This is a genomic window from Weissella sp. ESL1177 (assembly GCF_058107185.1).
The window spans coordinates 258298-277464 of record NZ_CM176591.1 but is presented as its reverse complement, the minus strand read 5'-3'; the positions used below and the strand labels follow the sequence as shown (position 1 = coordinate 277464).

Annotated in this window: 20 protein-coding genes; all 20 read right to left on the bottom strand. The window is 39.0% G+C overall.

Annotation, left to right across the window (positions count from 1 at the left end):
- Window positions 1-62: 62 nt before the first annotated feature.
- The 20 genes from AC3B5D_RS01395 to AC3B5D_RS01300 all read right to left on the bottom strand — a co-directional run bounded on the left by AC3B5D_RS01395 (window position 63) and on the right by AC3B5D_RS01300 (window position 19157).
- On the bottom strand, window positions 63-698 hold the full coding sequence (locus AC3B5D_RS01395; RefSeq protein WP_489839882.1) for a redox-sensing transcriptional repressor Rex: 636 nt from the start codon (window positions 696-698) through the stop codon (window positions 63-65).
- A 284-nt stretch (window positions 699-982) separates the two neighbouring features.
- Window positions 983-2254: a DEAD/DEAH box helicase gene (locus AC3B5D_RS01390; protein WP_489839883.1), complete on the bottom strand. Its 1272-nt coding sequence runs from the start codon at window positions 2252-2254 to the stop codon at window positions 983-985.
- 21 nt (window positions 2255-2275) lie between these two features.
- Window positions 2276-3271, bottom strand: coding sequence for a Gfo/Idh/MocA family protein (locus AC3B5D_RS01385; protein ID WP_489839884.1), 996 nt, complete (start codon window positions 3269-3271; stop codon window positions 2276-2278).
- 162 nt (window positions 3272-3433) lie between these two features.
- Window positions 3434-3982: a cysteine hydrolase family protein gene (locus AC3B5D_RS01380; RefSeq protein WP_489839885.1), complete on the bottom strand. Its 549-nt coding sequence runs from the start codon at window positions 3980-3982 to the stop codon at window positions 3434-3436.
- A gap of 94 nt (window positions 3983-4076) precedes the next feature.
- A complete protein-coding gene (gene rlmD / locus AC3B5D_RS01375) occupies window positions 4077-5447 on the bottom strand; it encodes a 23S rRNA (uracil(1939)-C(5))-methyltransferase RlmD (RefSeq protein WP_489839886.1) in 1371 nt (456 codons plus the stop codon).
- A 275-nt stretch (window positions 5448-5722) separates the two neighbouring features.
- A complete protein-coding gene (gene htpX / locus AC3B5D_RS01370; protein WP_489839887.1) occupies window positions 5723-6613 on the bottom strand; it encodes a zinc metalloprotease HtpX in 891 nt (296 codons plus the stop codon).
- Window positions 6614-6630: 17 nt separating this feature from the next.
- A complete protein-coding gene (locus tag AC3B5D_RS01365) occupies window positions 6631-7200 on the bottom strand; it encodes a LemA family protein (RefSeq protein WP_489839888.1) in 570 nt (189 codons plus the stop codon).
- Between the two features lie 151 nt (window positions 7201-7351).
- Window positions 7352-9076: a phospho-sugar mutase gene (locus AC3B5D_RS01360; RefSeq protein ID WP_489839889.1), complete on the bottom strand. Its 1725-nt coding sequence runs from the start codon at window positions 9074-9076 to the stop codon at window positions 7352-7354.
- 83 nt (window positions 9077-9159) lie between these two features.
- A complete protein-coding gene (rpiA, locus tag AC3B5D_RS01355; RefSeq protein WP_489839890.1) occupies window positions 9160-9855 on the bottom strand; it encodes a ribose-5-phosphate isomerase RpiA in 696 nt (231 codons plus the stop codon).
- Between the two features lie 136 nt (window positions 9856-9991).
- Window positions 9992-10777, bottom strand: a complete 786-nt coding sequence (accA, locus tag AC3B5D_RS01350; RefSeq protein WP_489839891.1) for a carboxyltransferase subunit alpha — start codon at window positions 10775-10777, stop codon at window positions 9992-9994.
- 2 nt (window positions 10778-10779) lie between these two features.
- Window positions 10780-11625: an acetyl-CoA carboxylase, carboxyltransferase subunit beta gene (gene accD / locus AC3B5D_RS01345; protein WP_489839892.1), complete on the bottom strand. Its 846-nt coding sequence runs from the start codon at window positions 11623-11625 to the stop codon at window positions 10780-10782.
- A gap of 10 nt (window positions 11626-11635) precedes the next feature.
- On the bottom strand, window positions 11636-13012 hold the full coding sequence (gene accC, locus AC3B5D_RS01340; protein WP_489839893.1) for an acetyl-CoA carboxylase biotin carboxylase subunit: 1377 nt from the start codon (window positions 13010-13012) through the stop codon (window positions 11636-11638).
- Window positions 13013-13014: 2 nt separating this feature from the next.
- Window positions 13015-13446 carry a 3-hydroxyacyl-ACP dehydratase FabZ gene (fabZ, locus tag AC3B5D_RS01335; protein WP_489839894.1) on the bottom strand — a complete coding sequence of 144 codons (432 nt, stop codon included), beginning with the start codon at window positions 13444-13446 and terminating at the stop codon, window positions 13015-13017.
- A gap of 12 nt (window positions 13447-13458) precedes the next feature.
- Window positions 13459-13920, bottom strand: coding sequence for an acetyl-CoA carboxylase biotin carboxyl carrier protein (gene accB, locus AC3B5D_RS01330; protein WP_489839895.1), 462 nt, complete (start codon window positions 13918-13920; stop codon window positions 13459-13461).
- On the bottom strand, window positions 13920-15155 hold the full coding sequence (gene fabF, locus AC3B5D_RS01325) for a beta-ketoacyl-ACP synthase II (protein WP_489839896.1): 1236 nt from the start codon (window positions 15153-15155) through the stop codon (window positions 13920-13922). Before fabF ends, accB begins: the two co-directional genes overlap by 1 nt.
- A gap of 87 nt (window positions 15156-15242) precedes the next feature.
- Window positions 15243-15965, bottom strand: a complete 723-nt coding sequence (locus AC3B5D_RS01320; RefSeq protein WP_489839897.1) for a 3-oxoacyl-ACP reductase family protein — start codon at window positions 15963-15965, stop codon at window positions 15243-15245.
- An 11-nt stretch (window positions 15966-15976) separates the two neighbouring features.
- Window positions 15977-16906 carry an ACP S-malonyltransferase gene (locus AC3B5D_RS01315; protein ID WP_489839898.1) on the bottom strand — a complete coding sequence of 310 codons (930 nt, stop codon included), beginning with the start codon at window positions 16904-16906 and terminating at the stop codon, window positions 15977-15979.
- Window positions 16907-16921: 15 nt separating this feature from the next.
- On the bottom strand, window positions 16922-17869 hold the full coding sequence (locus tag AC3B5D_RS01310) for a DUF561 domain-containing protein (RefSeq protein WP_489839899.1): 948 nt from the start codon (window positions 17867-17869) through the stop codon (window positions 16922-16924).
- Window positions 17870-17899: 30 nt separating this feature from the next.
- Window positions 17900-18139 (bottom strand): acyl carrier protein, encoded by a 240-nt coding sequence (locus AC3B5D_RS01305; RefSeq protein ID WP_075269310.1) that lies wholly within the window; start codon window positions 18137-18139, stop codon window positions 17900-17902.
- A 46-nt stretch (window positions 18140-18185) separates the two neighbouring features.
- Window positions 18186-19157, bottom strand: coding sequence for a beta-ketoacyl-ACP synthase III (locus AC3B5D_RS01300; protein WP_489839900.1), 972 nt, complete (start codon window positions 19155-19157; stop codon window positions 18186-18188).
- Between the last annotated feature and the right edge of the window lie 10 nt (window positions 19158-19167).

Here is a 19167-nt window from a genome sequence, read left to right as displayed (position 1 = left end):
TCAGTTACCAAAATTGGTTCCTGATGCGCTTTTTTATATTATATTGGTTAATGATCGTTGTCTTATTTTTCTCCAAAATTGTTGATAAAATACAAAAGCGTTTGCAGCTCATTTGTTAAGTCAACGTTTTGTACACGGACAGACTTTGGCACATCCAAGCGTAATGGTGTAAAGTTTAAAATACCACGAATGCCTGCGAATGCTAGACGCTTGGCAACATCTTGTGCTACATTGGCCGGTACTGTCACAATTGCGACATCAATTCGTTGATCAATGATTTGCTTTTCTAAATCATCCAAACTATAGACAGGAATACCCGACTGGATCGTATTAACAATTTCTGGATTAACATCAAAAGCTGCTGCAATTCGTGCATTAGAACTTTGATGAAAATTGAAGTTCAATAAAGCTTGTCCTAGATTTCCGACTCCTACCAATGCGACTGAAGCTAATGTATCTTGATTAAGAATTTCACCAAAAAAATTCATTAATGCCTCAACATCGTAGCCATAACCACGCTTACCAAGTGCGCCGAAATAAGAAAAATCACGTCGAATCGTTGCGGCATCAAATTTCACAGCTTCGGATAATTCGTTTGATGAAACGCGGACAGTCCCAGAGTCTAACAGCAATTTCAAATAACGATAGTAAATTGGCAATCGCTTTGCCGTTGCTCTAGGAATATCATGTTCAACCATTAGTTCGACCTCTTTTTTTAAAATTAACTATTTTCACAAACATTTCCAAAGATTGTGAAACTCATATTAGTTATTATCATAACATATTTAATCATTTATGTGAACTAACTAACAATCGAACATTCACAAAATAACTATTTTTTGTAAACGTTTTCTAAATACCATCATTAACAAACACAGCATCTTTCAGCACGCCTCGCTCAAAAAGGACCATTAATCTAGCTAATCTGACTAACTAGATCAATAGTCCCTAAACCTATTTTAAAATTTCATAATGCCCATGATTAATGCTTTGGCTTACCTTTGTTTTTACGATGCTTTCTTTGCGCTCGTTTTTCTTTTGCAAACCGTTCTTCACGCGATACAATGACTTTTTTCCCTTCATGTTTACCCTGTCTTTTAGTTGTTGTCCCAGTTACCTGTTTAATAGGTCGATCATGATGAGTTATTGCCGTAGTTGCTGACCTCACGGCTTGCTTGCGAGATACCTGGCTACCAGAAACCGTTTGAATATCAACTGCTACCATCTTTTTTAAATCACGCAAGTCATGATCATTACCAAAAGAAATCACTAATCCTGACTTACCCATACGACCAGTTCGCCCTGCACGGTGCGTATAAGTTTCACCATCACGTGGTAAATCAAAATTGATTACTGCTGTTAAATCAGGAATATCCAATCCTCTCGCACCAACATCTGTCGTCAACAGAAATTTGGCAACACCTTTTTTAAAATGCATTAATGATCTCGCACGCGTCGTACTTGAGTCACCTCTCACCAAAGTTGCCATGGCAACATGTTCATGTGCTAAAAAGCTAGCCGTAATTTTAAGTTGCTTTGTCGTATTAAAAAATACTATCGCTTGAAAGTTCTTTTGGGCAGCTAACTGACGTAACCGTTTTTGACGTTGATCATGTGCGGTTGGCCAAAATTCATGTTTAATCGTTGTTGGCATCATAACATGACGCTGATCAATTCGTATAAACTCTCTATCAAATAAACCGTTAGCAATGGTTGTATCAACTTCAGTAGCACCAAATAGTGCCACTTGGATGTCTTTATCATTGATAATGTCCCAAATATGATCAATTTGATTTGCTGTATCATCACGCAATAATTCATCAGCTTCATCTAAAATTAATGTTCGTAATCGTTTTAGTTTCAGCTTGCCACTATTCATCAACTCATTCACACGACCAGGTGTACCAACCAAAATTTCAGGGTGCTTTTTTAACCGGTCAACTTGATGCTTGATGTTTGCCCCACCTGTCAACGACAATACTTTTAGTGATAACACATTAGCCCACTCACGAGCAACACGTGTTGTCTGCATTGCTAATTCTTGTGATGGCGCTAAAATTAATAACTGTTCACCATCATCTGGTACTAATTTTGGTAACAATGGCCAAATGAAAGCTAATGTTTTCCCGGTTCCTGTTGGTGCAAGCGCATCAATTGACACACCTGCTGCCAATGGTTCTGCGACTGCTTCTTGAATGGGCGTTAGTGACTGAAACCCAATCGTTGTTAATCGCTCTTCAAAACGAGAGTCCATGTTTTCTCCTTCGTCTGTTACTTATTTTTCATCTGCTGGGAAGACAATTCCCGCATCTTGACGCAAATCAAATAGTACTTGATTGACTGTTTGACTCAGTGTCAATAATGCTTGATACTCTGTTTCAGTTTCTGTAGGATGTTTTAACATGTCAGCAAATTTGACAGCTTCAGCAACCATTGGATTTTCTAAAGGTGTTTTACTTAGTTTTTGTTGACCACCCTCAGCATCGTGATAAGTGACATCCACTACTTCAGCAATATTACCAATAACCAACGTGTCACGCCGACCTAGAATTTCAGATTGCAAATAGCTATTTGAACCCTTACCAAATTCAATCGTGACATCAAAATCTGCATAACGTAGAATAGCAATTCCACGCCCATCTGCCCCATTCCGAAGTGTTGTTGCAAAGTAATGACTTTTTTGCGGCTTACCGAATAATTTAATTGCTGCATAAATTGGATAAACGCCTAAATCAGTTAGTGCCCCAGCACTGAATTGACGGCTCAATACATTGGGTTCATGGCCTGCTAAATAATCATCGAAACGTGATGAATATTTTTCATAAACAAATGTTGCACCTGCAATTTTAGACATTTTAGCCACTTGCGCTTCAACGATTTTAAAATTGGGTTGTTGAATATGTCGAGCCGCTTCGAACAGGCGGACATTCGTATGTTCTTGAAGTAATGTCATGATAGTTGTGTATTCAGTTGGATTTGAAAAAGCAGATTTCTCAACGATAACGTTTAAGTCATGCGTGATTGCTCCTTTTACTTGCTCAAAATGAACACTATTTGGTGAAGCAATATAAACAACATCAATACCACTGGTATAGAAATTTTCTAAATCAGTATAAATATTTGTGACATCAAAATGATTACCAAATGAGCGACCTGATTCTTCATGACGTGAATAAACGGCTGTTAATTCATATTCACCTGATTCATGAGCTGCTTGCACGAATTGCTTGGTAATCCAATTAGTACCAATAATGCCCAGTTTGTATGCCATAATTAATCTCCCTTATTATTTTTCATAATCAATTATTTCTAATTATACCATTGAAAGCGAACCGACTGGCACATAAGTCGTTGAGTGAATCTAAAAGAGCTGTCAACCCAACCATTTCACATGGTAGATTGACAGCTAAATGACTTTGAAAAGTAAGCGTAATTATTTTACGGTAGCCCCAAGACTATTCTTGAAATGAGCTAAAGCCCATTCTTGACCGTGTTCCGTAAATGTTGCGACCCCATTTTTTAGAATCGTTAATTGATAATTCAGATTGTATGCATAAATTGCCGTATGCAACACACAAATATCAGTGCAGACGCCAACTAATGTTAATTCATTTATCTGACGTTCTCTCAAAAAGTTATCTAAATTAGTATTTTGAAAGGCTGAGTACCGATTTTTGTTAAATTTATAGACTTTTTCATCTGTTTGATGTGCTTCATACCAAGGTTGCAATTGACCATACAAGTCTTGGCCCCATGTTCCCACAATATTATGAGGTGGAAACAATTGATGTTCTGGATGATAATTATCATCCTCAAAATGCGCATCTGTTGGCAAAATGACATAATCACCATTGTTATAAAATGCTTGAGCTTGGTCAACAATGTATTGTTCTAATGCCTGACCAGTTTCACCACAAGTTAAGGCACCCTTTGTATCTACAAAATCATTGGTATAATCTATAATTACTAGCGCTTTTGCCATGTCTTGTCACCCTCCTGTCACTTGATTATACCATTAAAAAAACCATCAATCTAACTATTTTCATAGCAAATTGACAGCTTTTAAAGGCTTATCTTTAATCAACACGTTCAAGGACAGTAATCGACTCAATATGTGTTGTTTGTGGGAATTGATCAACGGGTTGAACATCCCCCTTAATATCGTAACCTTGCGCCTTGAATTCGACAATATCACGAACCAAAGTTGCTGGGTTACAGCTAATATAGACAATCTTCTTTGGCTTCATTTTGGCTGCTGCATCAATTAACTCAGGTGTCAATCCCTTACGTGGTGGATCAACAAAGATAACATCCGGTTTCAAGCCCTCTTGTTGCCAAGCGACCATCTTTTCTTCAGCTTTGCCTAACTCAAATGTCACATTGTGTACATGGTTGAGATCTGCATTTCGCTTGGCATCATCCACAGCGCTAGGCACAACTTCCACCCCAATGACTGACTTCACTTTATCCGCAATCGTTAATGAAATCGTACCAATACCTGAATAAGCATCAATCACTGTATCTTCACTTGTCAATTCTGCTTTGTCTGCTGCCAACTGATACAAAACTTCAGTTGTTTGTGGGTTAACTTGATAGAAAGAATTTGGACCAATCGCAAATGTCTTATCAAACAAAGTATCTTTAATGACCTTATTACCCCATAATACATGATTCACATCACCCAAGATAACATTAGTCTTATCTTGGTTAACATTTTGAATAATTGAAGTGACTTCAGGTAAAGCTTCTTTGATTTGTGGCACGATAATATTAGCGCCAGGAATACGTTTTGAACGTGTCACAAGCACGACCATCATTTCGTGTGAATAATAACCCCGACGAACCATAATATTACGAATGACCCCCTTATGATGGATTTCATCATAAGCTGGCACATGGAACTGACGTAAAATATCACGAATAATCACGATTGCTTTGTCAATTTTTGGATCTTGAATATAAAAGTCTTCAATTGGCATCAATCGATGCGACCCCCGTCGGAAAAAACCAGTTGTTAGTTGACCTTTGATCATCCGTGCAGGAATTTGCGCTTTATTCCGGTAACCTGTTGGATTTGACATACCAATTGTGGGTGCCACATTCACAGATACATGTTGCTTATTAAATAATTCAGCAATCTGGCCTTGCTTGAATTTTAATTGGGCATCATATTTTAAATGTGCTAAGGGTGCAATACCAGTTGTTAATGCCGTACTATTAACTTCATGATTACGATTGGGTGATGCTTTAAGTGTTTTAATAACTCGACCAAACGCATACGTACTAGCAACTTTTGTGATACCAACCCGAATTTTTTCGCCTGGCACAGCATTTGTAACAAAGACAGGAAAGTCATCAACTTTAACAACACCATTTCCTTGGTACGTTAAATCAATCACTTCAGCATCAAATTCTTGATTTTTAACCACAGGGGCTTTCTTCTTCATTATTCTCTCCTTCTTTTGGCCTTTGCGACGACCAACAATCCTTTTATTGTATCACATGCCCTATCAAACAGAAAGATAAAGTTACTAGAATAAAGATACTAAAAAGGACGTCAATCTATCAATGTAAAATTGATAGATTGACGCACCCTTAAACGTGTTCCAAAATGATGAAACCTTGCTATAACAATAATTAGCTTCAGAACATCTTTTGTTTCACTCACCTTTATATATAAAGCAAAAGATTGCTTCTCATTGACCCATATATTTAGTTATCACTACATTTTTTCCAAAGCTGCAATCCGTTCTGACATTGGCGGATGCGTTGAAAAAAGATTTGTTAATTTCTTTGTTTGTAATGGGTTAGCAATGTATAATGCAGCACTTTCAGCTGAAACATTTTCATCTGACATTGGTTCACTTTGTGAGATCTTAGTTAAAGCACTAATTAACCCTTGGGGATTTCGCGTTAATTCAACAGCCCCAGCATCAGCTAAAAATTCACGGTTACGTGAAATTGCTAATTGTACCAATGTTGCCGCAATCGGTGCTAAAAATAGCACCAATACAGATGCGATTAACGCAACAATATTTCCTTCTTTATCATTATCGCGATTACGATTACCACCAAAATACCAAAAATGAGTACCAAAATTAGCTAACATCGCAATCGCTGAAGTTAACGCAACTGCAATTGTTTGAATACGAATATCATAATTACGCACGTGCGTCATTTCATGCGCCATAACGCCCTCTAATTCTTCTCGTGTTAGCACAGATAAAATACCCGATGTTGCGGCAACTGCTGCATGTTGTGGATCGTTGCCGGTTGCAAAAGCATTAGGGCTTGGATCATCAATAATAAACACACGTGGCATTGGCACATTGGCCACTAAAGCCATGTCTTCCACAATATGCCATAAATCAGGTGCTTGGTCAGCATTGGTAATTTCATGGGCATGATTTAAATGCATAACAACATCTGTCGATTGACTAAACATATAACCAGCATAGACAATGCCCGTCACGATTGCAATAATCACACCTGGTAACCATTCACCTAGTAAGTAATATCCTAATGCTGCTCCTACAATGCCCATGAACAAAAAGAAACCAATGAATAACCCAACTGTTTTGCGCTTATTCTTTGCAATTTGCTCAAATAACATGATTGATTACCTCGTTATTAAAGACCGCGATCATCAAATGATACCTTGACAACTTCACGTTCTTCTTCTGGTGTTTCTAGGAATTCACTAGGCTTAAAGCTATGTAGCTTTGCCACAAGATTTGTTGGGAAAGACTGCAACTTTGTGTTGTAATTTGCCGTCGTTGTATTAAACAACTGGCGTGAATAAGCAATCTTATTCTCTGTATTTGTCAGTTCTTCCATTAACTTATTATATTGACTTGATGACTTCAAATCAGGATAAGCTTCAGCGACAGCAAAAATCGACTTCAATGTACTAGACAATTGATTTGACAATGCCATTGTCTTCTGATGATCATCCGTAGGTACTTGTGTTAAGGCGTTACGCAGGCTAACAACTTTTTCTAAAGTTCCTTGTTCAAATTTTGCTGACCCTTTGACAGTTTCCACCAAGTTAGGAATCAAATCATTACGCCGCTTTAACTGGACATCAATTTGACTCCATGACTCTTGTGTGCGCATCCGAGCTTGTACAAGACCATTATAAATACCTACCCATAATAGAATTAGTACAATAATAACACCAACAATAATCCATCCAATCATCACTTTCTCCAATCCTTATGACTTCTTCCATTCATAAGTTATATTTATAGTCCCGACTATACCTACATTGTAACATGTATGAAAACTTCACGGTGATTTAAAATATTTATGAATATAAAAAAACTTTGGTAATTACCAAAGCTTTTTTATATTAGTCAACGTAATCAGCAATCGATTGTTGAATTGCTGCTAATTTCTCGTTAGCTTCGACTTGAGTTGTCCCCTTCGTACCAACATATAACTTAATTTTTGGTTCAGTTCCCGATGGTCGCACAGCTACCCATGAGCCATCAGCTAGCCAATATTTCAGAACATTTGCTTTTGGTAATGTCAAAGCTGTTTCAATACCTGTTTTCACGTCTGTCTCAGTTTGCAACGTAAAATCATCAACCTTGATAACATCAATATTACCAAATGTCGTTGGTTGTTCAGCCCGGAATTTTGCCATTAATGTTGCAATCTTCTCCGCACCATCAACTCCCTTAAACGTTAAGGATTGTGTGTTTTCAACAAAGTAACCATATTCATGAAACAACTCTTGTAACCCATCATATAGTGTTTTACCTAGTGACTTATAATAAGCTGCCACTTCAGCTAATAATACTGTTGCTTGGATAGAATCTTTGTCACGTGCAAACGGCTTGACTAAGTAACCATAAGATTCTTCAAAACCAAATAAGAATGTATGTTCATGTGTTTCTTCATAATTTTGAATTTGTTCAGCGATATATTTAAAGCCAGTTAAAACATCAATGGTTTCAATTGCAAAACTTTTCGCGATATCAGCGGCAAATTCAGATGACACAATTGATTTGACTAACACGCCATTAGTAGGCAACGTACCAGCCGCTTGCTTAGCTGTTAACAGATAGTGGAGCATAATCGCACCAATTTGGTTACCGGTCAATAATTGATACTCACCTGATGGTAAACGAACAGCCGTTCCCATACGATCTGCATCTGGGTCAACACCAATAACAACATCAGCACCTTGTTCTTTGGCTAAAGCAATTCCCATGGCTAAGGCAGCTGGATCTTCAGGATTCGGCAACTTTACCGTTGGAAAATCACCATCAGGTTGTTCTTGTTCAGGAACAATCGTCACATTTTTAAATCCAGCATTTGCTAATGCTTGACCAGCAATTAATGCACCTGTTCCGTGAAGTGGTGAATAAACCAACTTCATATCCCGTCCTTCTTGATCGACCAAAGCTTGATCAACTGTTACTGTCTTGACCTCAGCTAGATAAGCATCATCAATAGCCTTACCAATCGTCACTAATAGACCATTTGATACCAGTTCTTCTTGTGATTTAATAGGCACAGCAAACATATCCGCTTCACGAATTGAGGCTGTAATAATATCTGATTCCTTAGGTGGCATTTGACCACCATCTTCACCATATATTTTATAACCATTATATTCTTTAGGATTATGTGAAGCCGTAATCATAATACCTGCATATGCATGAAGGTGACGCACTGTAAATGATAATTCTGGTGTTGGTCGTAATGACTCAAACACATACGCTTTAATACCATGTGCCCCCAAGACCCTTGCTGATTCGAAGGCAAATTCTTGAGAAAAATGACGCGAATCATAAGAAATTGCAACCCCACGTTGCTTTATTTCTTGTGATAAAGAATCCATCAATCGTGCAAGACCTTCAGTTGCCTGACGTACCGTATAAATGTTCATACGATTAATTCCTGCACCTAATAAACCACGCATACCTGCTGTTCCAAATGATAATGGTTGATAAAAAGCATCTTCTGCTTGTTTATCATCTTGAGCCAAAGCTGTCATGTCAGCTTGTAAGTAGTCTGGTAAATCAGTATGATTTGCCCATACTTGATAATTTTCTTGCCAAGTCATTTTTATATTCTCCTTTATGACAATCGTGTTCCCCAATACAACTACGTTAATTGTACCATAGGATTATGCAGCAGTTTCGTTTGCTATGATTGATTTATACGCGAAATCAAAGTTGGTTGATGACCACCAATAATCACTTGATCAACCATATTTAAGAATAAGCCATGCTCAACAACGCCAACCGTTTGTTCTAAAAAGTAAGCTAAGCTTTGGGGGTGCTCAATTCGTTGAAGCGTCAAATCAATGATGTAATTACCAGTATCTGTTGTCAGTCGTTGACCGGTAGTCGTTCGCCGAAAAGCTGGCTGTAAATCAGCTGCCTGAAATTTTCTTAGTAACTGATGACTACCATATGGTACAACTTCAACTGGTAAAGGAAACTGACCAATAACATCATGATACTTTGATTCATCAATGATCCAAATATTTTTTTGCGAATTTAACGCGACAATTTTCTCAAATAATAATGCTGCACCGCCACCTTTAATGCCATTTAACTGTTGGTTCACTTCATCAGCACCATCAATCGTTAAGTCAATGTGTGGTACCTCATTCACTGAAGATAATTTAATTCCCCAAGCCTTTGCTAAAGACGACGTCTTATTTGAAGTTGTCACACCAACAATATTTAAGCCTTCACGATTAATTCGTTTTGCTAAAGCTTCAATAAAAAAACGGACCGTTGATCCTGTGCCTAAACCGACAATCATCCCGTCCTTGATTAAAGTTGCTGCAAACGCCCCTGCCTGCTTTTTTTGTAATGTTTGTTCGTTTAACATGGTCCGTTATCTCCTCATCATCCCCGAAACTATTTTTATTTTAACGGTTAATTTTAAAAAAAGATATAAAAACGTCATAACTAAAAAACACGAAAGTCCAAAAATTATTGGTAACTTTCGTGTTTTTCAAATATGATTAAAATTTACGGAAACGAGCACGTCGTTGTGCCAACAATTTATCTGCCGGTAATGCCGATAATTTATGAATTTCATCAGTTAATTTGGCACGAATCAGTGAAAAGACGCGTGCATGTGACCGACTCTCCGGTATAATGTACTCAATCACATGATTCTCTAACAAATCATTGGGCGTTAGTCCCATAACAGCAGCAGCTTCATCATGACGCTTTGCATCTTTCCATAATATCGATGCAAATCCCTCTGGCGAAAGCACTGAATATGTCGCATTTTGAAACATCCAAACCTGATCAGTCGTGGCAAGTGCAAGTGCTCCACCAGAACCACCTTCACCATACACAATGGCAATCATTGGCACGGGTAATTTTAGACTTTCTAAAATACTTTGGGCAATTGCATCTCCTTGACCTTGATCTTCAGCTGTTTTGCCGGGAAAAGCACCTGGCGTATTAATAAAGGTAATGATTGGGCGGCCAAACTTTGCGGCTTGTTTCATTAAACGAGTCGCTTTACGATAACCATATGGCTCTGGTGACCCATTGCGCTTAGCCAACTTATCTTTAATATCTGAGCCCTTATCAATAACAATGATTGTTACTGGTTGACCATTTAAATTTGCTAACCCACCAATAACACTTTCATCATCACCAGCATAGCGATCACCATGCAATTCAAAGAAATCTGTAAAAATACCAGCAATCATTTCACGAGCCATGAACCGATCTTCACGTGAACGTTTCACAATTTGGACAGGTGTCAATTCACGTTTAAACAAACTTACCATGATTAATGACCTCCCTGTGGTTGATGAAATTTAACTAATTGTGCGAGTACATGCGGTAATTCCTGACGTTGCACAACTGCATCAATAAACCCATTCTTCAAAACAGTTTCAGCACGTTGAAAATCTTTTGGTACCTTTTCGTGAATTGTTTGCTCAATCACACGCTTACCCGCAAAACCAACGAGTGCATGTGGTTCTGCCAATGTCACATCTCCCTGCATTGCAAATGAAGCAGTCACACCACCCGTTGTTGGATCTGTCAGAACGACAAAATAAGGTAATTTTGCTTCCTGATGGGCTGCAACTGCCGCTGATACTTTTGCCATTTGCATCAAAGAATGAATCCCTTCTTGCATACGCGCACCACCTGAAGCAGTAAATAAGACAACTGGTAGTTTTTGGTCTGTTGCTTTTTCAAACAAACGCGTAATCTTCTCACCAGTGACTGAGCCTAATGACCCCATCATAAAGTAAGAGTCCATAATACCAAGCGCTACTGTTTCGTCTTCTAAAATAGCGCGACCTGTTAAAACTGATTCTTTTAAATTTGTTTGTGATTTCGCCCGTGCTAATTTCTCAGCATATCCAGGAAAATCAGGATTTTCTAACGTTAAATCAGCGTCCCATTCTTCAAAATTATCAGTCATTAAATGCACACGTTCGTATGCCTGCAAACGAAAACCATAGCCACAATTTGGACAAACACGTTGATCACCTAATTGCTTTGAATATAATTGTGCACCACAAAATGGACAAGCTAAAAACAACCCATCAGGTATTTGCGCATCAACATGCGCATCTTTTTTAATTTTTGGCAATTTGACATTTGGTTTATTAAATAAATCCATCATTTGTCTCCTATTCACCGGTTGTTAGGCTTTTTTGCCATTTTGGTAGAAATTCTTGCTCAAGATATTGTGTATTGAATAATCCTTCGGCAACCTTTTCGTCACTTAACAAGGCTTCTTGGAAATCAGCATTGGTATTCACACCGTCAATCACCATTTCATCCAAAATACGTTTCATTTTAACCACTGCTTCTGCACGATCGTTACCATGTACAAGTAGCTTACCAATCATTGAATCATAAAATGGTTGAATGATATCACCTGAATAAATTGCCGAATCAATGCGGATTCCAGGCCCACCAGTTGGCAAGAAAACAAACTTGATTTTACCTGCGCTTGGTGCAAAATTACGTTCAGGTTGTTCAGCATTTAAGCGAACTTCAATGGCATGACCATTCACTTTGACCTCTTGCTGCGTCATCGTGAGTGTTTCACCTGCAGCAACTTGAAGTTGCATTTTAATTAAATCAACCCCCGTCACTAATTCAGTAACCGGATGTTCAACTTGAATACGTGTGTTCATTTCCATGAAATAGAAATTACCATCATGATCTTCTAGGAACTCTAGTGTCCCAGTATTTTCATAATCCAGTGCATTCACTGCACGTGTTGCAATGGCTCCTAATTCATCACGCATAGCTTGCGTAATACCAACAGCTGGACTTTCTTCCATAACTTTTTGATTATTACGTTGCAATGAACAATTACGTTCAGGAAAATACAATACGTGACCTTGTTGATCACGTATAACTTGCATTTCAATGTGTCGCACATTTGTCATGACCTTTTCAACATACATATGACCATCGCCAAATGCCGCTTTCGCTTCATGTTGTGCATCATCAAATTTATCCGCAAGTTCATCTTCTGCATACACAAAACGCATCCCTTTACCACCACCACCAGCAGCGGCTTTTAATAGTAAAGGATACCCAATACGTTCTGCAATTTTTTTTGCTTCACTGGCATTGTGAATAAATCCTTCAGATCCTGGAATAACGGGCACACCAGCAGCACGCATTGATTCACGCGCATTCGCTTTATTACCCATTAACTCCAAAACTTTCGGACTTGGTCCAATCCATTTTAATCCTACCGCGCCAACCATTTCTGCAAAGGCTTCATTTTCAGATAAGAAACCATAACCTGGATGAATCGCTTCGGCACCAGTTAAAACAGCAGCGCTCAAAATATTTTTCATATTGAGATAGCTGTCTTTTGATTTTGGTCCTCCAACGGCAATTGCTTCATCAGCCAGTCGTACATGAAGACTATCCGCATCCGCTGAAGAATAAATAGCGACAGATTTAATGCCCATTTCCTTCAGTGTACGAATGATACGAACCGCAATTTCTCCTCGATTCGCCACTAAAACTTTTTTGAACATACTTAATCTCCAACAATAAATGTTAAGTCAGCTGTGGTGACACGCTTGCCATTCACATATGCTGTTCCCTTACCTTCGCCAATTGGTCCACGTAAACGTGTTAGCTTAACTTCCAAACGAACTTGGTCACCTGGTCGTACCATCTTACGGAAACGTGCCTTCTTAATGCCACCAAAATAAGCAGTCTTACCCTTAAATTCAGGCATTGAAAGCAACGCAACAGCACCAGTTTGTGCTAATGCTTCAACGGTTAGATTACCAGGAAAGGTTGGATTACCGGGAAAATGTCCTTGAAAGATTTCTTCGTTAATTGTCACATTTTTAATTGCAACAGCACTTTCACCAGGTACTAATTCTTCAACCGTGTCTAACATCAACATTGGATAACGGTGAGGCAAAATTTCTTGAATTTGTTGGGTATTTAATACTGACATTTCAAGTCCTCCCTAAGCATCTGGTTGGACACGGAATAGTGCATGACCATAGTCAACAACATCTTCCTCTTCAACCAAGATTTCCTTAATCGTTCCTGCTACTTCACTCTTTACAGGTGTCATTAATTTCATTGCTTCAATAATCGCAACTTGTTCACCAACACTCACATGATCACCAACCTCTTTAAAAGGTGCTGCATCAGGTTTTGGCTTCAAGTAAACTGTTCCAACTAAAGGTGCTTCAACTAAGACACTGTTATCAGTTCCCAGATTAGCCGTACCTTCAGCCGTTTTCTTTTCAGGTGTCGTTACTGGTTCTGCCACAACTGGTTGTGCAGCTGTAACAATTGGTTGTGACACTTCATTTTTACTCAAATGTAAACTAAAATCCTCAGATTGCAACGAAAATTCACGCAATGAACTTTTTTCCAGATCCTGCATCAAAGTTCGAATTTCATCTAATTGCAAAGCCATTAATTCTCACTCCACTTCTTAAATATAACAACCGCATTATGACCACCAAAACCATAGTTAGCTGATAACACATAGTTTGGTGCAACATGCTTGTTTTCATCATTGACTAGTGTGACACCAGCAGTCTCAGGATCTTGTTCTGTTAGACCGACGTTAACTGGTAATTGTTCACGAACAATCGCACCAATGGCAGCAATTGCCTCAATTGCTCCAGCAGCTCCTAATAAGTGTCCCGTCATACCCTTAGTTGATGATACCAAGACACCATTCTTACCAAAGACCAATTCCATTGCCTTTGATTCAGCGGCATCATTAGCACCAGTTGCAGTCCCATGAGCATTAACATAATCAATGTCACCAGCTTCAATGCCAGCATCGGCCAAGGCTAACTTTACTGAACCAGCAGGTCCTGAACCATCAGGTGTTGGACTAGTGAGGTGGTATGCATCGGAATTTGAACCATAACCAACAATTTCTGCAATAATATTAGCGCCACGTGCTTGTGCATGTTCTAGAGATTCTAGTATCAAAACACCTGACCCTTCACCCATGACAAAGCCATGACGGTTAACATCAAATGGCGTTGATGCTTTCAAAGGATCCGTTTCCTTTGACAAAGCAGTCAAAGCCGCGAAACCAGAAATTCCCATTTCATTAACAGAAGCTTCTGCACCACCAGTAATCATGACATCCATCTTACCAGATTGGATACGCCAGAAAGCTTCACCAATCGCATTGGTTGCACTAGCACAAGCAGTAGATACTGTGTAATTAACACCCTTTGCACCATAACGCATTGAAACATTACCTGAAACCATGTTTGGAATCGCATTGGGTACAAACATTGGACTGACACGTTGTGGACCCTTGTCGTGCATTTTGATAACTTGTTGTTCAATCGTTGTTAGACCACCGATTCCAGTTCCCATAATGACACCAAAACGATCAGGATTATCAACCCCATCAGCTAAACCAGCTTGTTCCAAAGCTTCACCTGCAGCATGAACAGCATACTGTGAAAACAAATCCATTTTACGTGATTCACGCTTACCAACACGGGCAGCTGGATCAAAGTCCTTTACCTCACCAGCAACCGTTACACCTGTCTCAGTTGCGTCAAATTTTGTAATTGGTGCAATACCAACTTCACTGTTAAAAATACCGTTCCAAAAATCTTCAGTACTATTTCCAACAGGGGTTACTGCCCCTAAACCTGTAATAACAACTCGTGTCATCTTGTTCTCCTTTATGTTTTAGCAAATTCATACGTACGAAAAAAGTAAGTAAAAATAAATAAGTGCAAAACCGCACGTACAGTTTGCTTAAATATATAAACCACCATCGACCGTAATTGTCTGGCCGGTAATGTAATCGTTTTGAGCCAAGAAAACAGCTGTATTTGCAATTTCAGTTGCTTCACCAAAACGTTTTAATGGTACTGCTTCCAGTACTTGATTTTTCACTTTATCTGATAAGGCATTAGTCATGTCTGAGACAATCATACCCGGTGCAATCGCATTCACACGAATACCACGCATGGCACCTTCTTTTGCTAATGTCTTTGTTAAGCCGATAATCCCAGCTTTTGATGCAGCATAGTTAGCCTGACCAACGTTCCCCATTAGCCCGACAACTGAAGCAATGTTAATAATCTGTCCAGTTCGGGCACGCAACATCTTCTTAAAAACAGGTTGCGTTACATTGAATGTCCCATTCAAGTTAGTATTAACAACCTGTGCAAAATCAGCTGCTTTCATCCCCATTGCCAGTTTATCATTCACAATGCCAGCATTATTAACTAAGATATCAATACCTTTAATTTCAGCAAATAAACCATCTAATGCTTTTTGAACACTATCATCATCGGCAATATCTGCTGTAATCGCCATTGTATCATCACTAAATTCAGCTAATATTTCGGCCTTTGGTGCCGAGCGACCATGCAAAATAACACGTGCACCGGCATCATCAAAAGCGTGCGCGATTGCTAAACCAATGCCACGAGTTGATCCTGTGATTAATACTGTTTTCCCTTCGAGATTCATTACTTCGTCTCCTATTCTGCTGCTAGCATTTCACGAACTTCTTGATAAGTTTTAAAATTAGTAACCTTGTAACGCTTAATATCTTTACCAACAATTTTGCGGGCAAACTTATATAAGGTATCACTTGGTCCAAATTCAATTAATGTATCAACACCATCATCCACCATTGCTTGTAATGCCTGTGCAAAATAAGTTGGTGAAACAATCTGCTGTAACAAAGTCGCTTTCACATCATCAAACTTTTTGCCAGTCGTATTTGAATAAACATCAAACGCCATTGGCGCAAAGTTTTCTTCTGCCAAACGCACTGTCAACTGATCAGCAGCTGATTGCATCAGTGGTGTATGGAAAGGTCCTGAAACTGGTAGTTCAATTAAACGCGCAATTCCTGCATCTTTCAATGCTACGATTGCTTCATCAACATCAGCACCAACGCCACCAATCACTAGTTGATTAAATGTATTGTAATTTGCTGGATAGACACGCTTTCCAGCAGCTTGCAACTTTTTAACCGTTGCCACAACCAAATCTTGGTCATCAGTCATTACTGCAACCATCTTACCTGGATTATCGTCACCGGCTTGTTGCATATAGGCACCACGGTCTTTGATAATCCGCATGGCTTGATCAAAGTTTAATACGTTTGCTGCAACTAGCGCACTATATTCACCAAGGCTCAAGCCAAGTGTGGCTTGTGGTGTTGGCATAACATCTGCTAGTGAGCGATAAATACCTGTACTCATTGCCAAAATTGCAGGCTGAGTATACTTTGTCTGTGTCACATTTGCTTCATCATTAACAATGGTCGACATGATGTCATAACCTAGTACATGACTAGCTTCGTCAATGGTCTCTTTATAAGCGGGCACTTGCTCATACAAATCAGCACCCATGCCAACTTTTTGAGCCCCTTGACCGCTCATTAAAATGCCAAGTTTCATACATCCTCCAAAAAATTAATTCAAAAGGTCCTGTGCTTGTGACCAAGTATCTTCCAAAATTTCAGCAACTGGCTTTAATTCAGTAATTAGTCCTGAAATTTGACCAGCCATGAAAGCACCATTTGTCTTATCACCATCAAGCACAGCGCGACGTAATGAGCCGTTTTCCAAATCCTCAATGGCATCTGCATCAGGCTTTGGCTTTTGAATTTCAATACGCTCTTGCTTAACAAAATTCTTTGACATCTTGGTCTTCAGTACGCGAGCACGATTACCCATAATCTCACCAGTCACTAACGTATCAATGTCTTTTGCTTTTACAACAGCATTTTTAAAGTTTTCATGAACTTCTGATTCCTCAGAGGCAAGGAAACGTGTTCCCATTTGTACACCTGAAGCACCAAGCATAAACGCAGCAGCAACGCCACGTCCATCACCAATACCACCGGCTGCAATAACTGGAATATTGACAGCGTCAACAACCTGCGGTACAAGAGTCATGGTCGTTAAACTACCGATGTGACCACCAGATTCCATTCCTTCAGCAACAACAGCATCGACGCCCTTCTTTTCCATCATTTTAGCAAGGCCAACTGATGGAATAACAGGAATAACGAAAATATCATGCTCATGTAATTCATCAATGAATGGTGATGGGTCTCCTGCTCCAGTAGCAACAACCTTAACACCTTCTTCAATAATGACATCAAATACTTCACGAATATGACGTGACAACAACATAACATTCACACCAAATGGCTTGTCTGTTACTTCGCGTGCCCGATGAATCTCTTCACGGACTTTGTCAGCCTTCCAATATCCAGTTCCGATAATGCCTAATCCACCAGCTTCTGAAACGGATCCAGCCAAGTGACCCGTACCAGCCCAAGCCATACCACCTTGGATAATAGGATATTTCATGCCCAACTTTTCAAACAGTGGATTATTTAGCTTAAAGCTCATAATATCGTCCCTTCTAACTACGTCGACTACTTAGGCGTTTACTTGTTCTGCAACCTTGTTTACCAAATCTTGTACAGTTTGAATTTCTTCTGCAACAGCCAACTTAATATCAAATTCGTCTTCAACACGATTCAAAACTTCAAATAAATCTAATGAATCAGCATCAATGTCTTCACTCAAGTTTGTTGTTAACTTAATTTCATCATCTTCCAAATCGAATTGGTCTACCAAGATTTCGCTTACTTTGTTAAAAATTTCTGTTTCAGTCATGTTATTTTCCTCTTTTTCTTTGATTAATAATTAATTGTTATTTATTTTATAGTTGGATAATGAGTGCACCTGCTGTTAAGCCACCCCCAAAACCAGCCATTGCAATCTTTTGACCTGAATGAATATGACCTGCTGTTCGTAATTCATCTAGTAAAATACCAATACTTGCAGCACTTGTATTACCATAATTTGCAACATTGATTGGGAATTTCTCAAGCGGTTGTCCAAATCTTTTTGCAATACTTGCAATAATACGAGCATTTGCTTGATGCAATAGATACACATCAATATCATCAGCTGTTAACTTTGCTTTTTCTAGCGCTTCGGATAGAACCACAGGTACCTGACGAGTTGCAAAATTGTAAACTTCACGTCCATTCATATGGAAGTAAGGATCCATTGCAACTAAATCACCAGCAAAATAATTACCGTTACGTTGACGACCAGCTGTTAAAAATTCTGACTGATCACCATATGTCTTTAATGATTCAGCCATTAACCCAACCGGTGTATTTGTTTTTCGTAATAATACACCCGATGCACCGTCACCAAAAAGCACAGCCGTTGATCGGTCTTCCCAATCTAGTAATTTACTAAGCACTTCAGCACCAATCACTAAACCGCACTGATACTTAGTCGCTAATAATTTACTAGCCATGCTCATTGTGTAAACAAATCCTGAGCATGCGGCTGACACATCAAAGGCAAATGCGTGACTTGCTTTGATTCGCCCTTGAACAAGTTGTGCCACACTTGGCGTTAAATAGTCTGGTGACATCGTACCAACAATAATAAAATCTAATTGATCCGCTGTCATTCCTGCCTGCTCAAGTAATTTTTGTGCAACCATTGTTGCAAGATCACTTGTGTTTTCGTTTGAAACAATGTGCCGTTGATGAATACCTGTACGTGGATAAATCCAATCATCAGATGTATCCATAAACGTTGCTAATTCATCATTTGTTACTACTCGTTCAGGTACCACGTGGGCAGACTCAACAATTGTAAATTGTTCCATATCGTCCTCA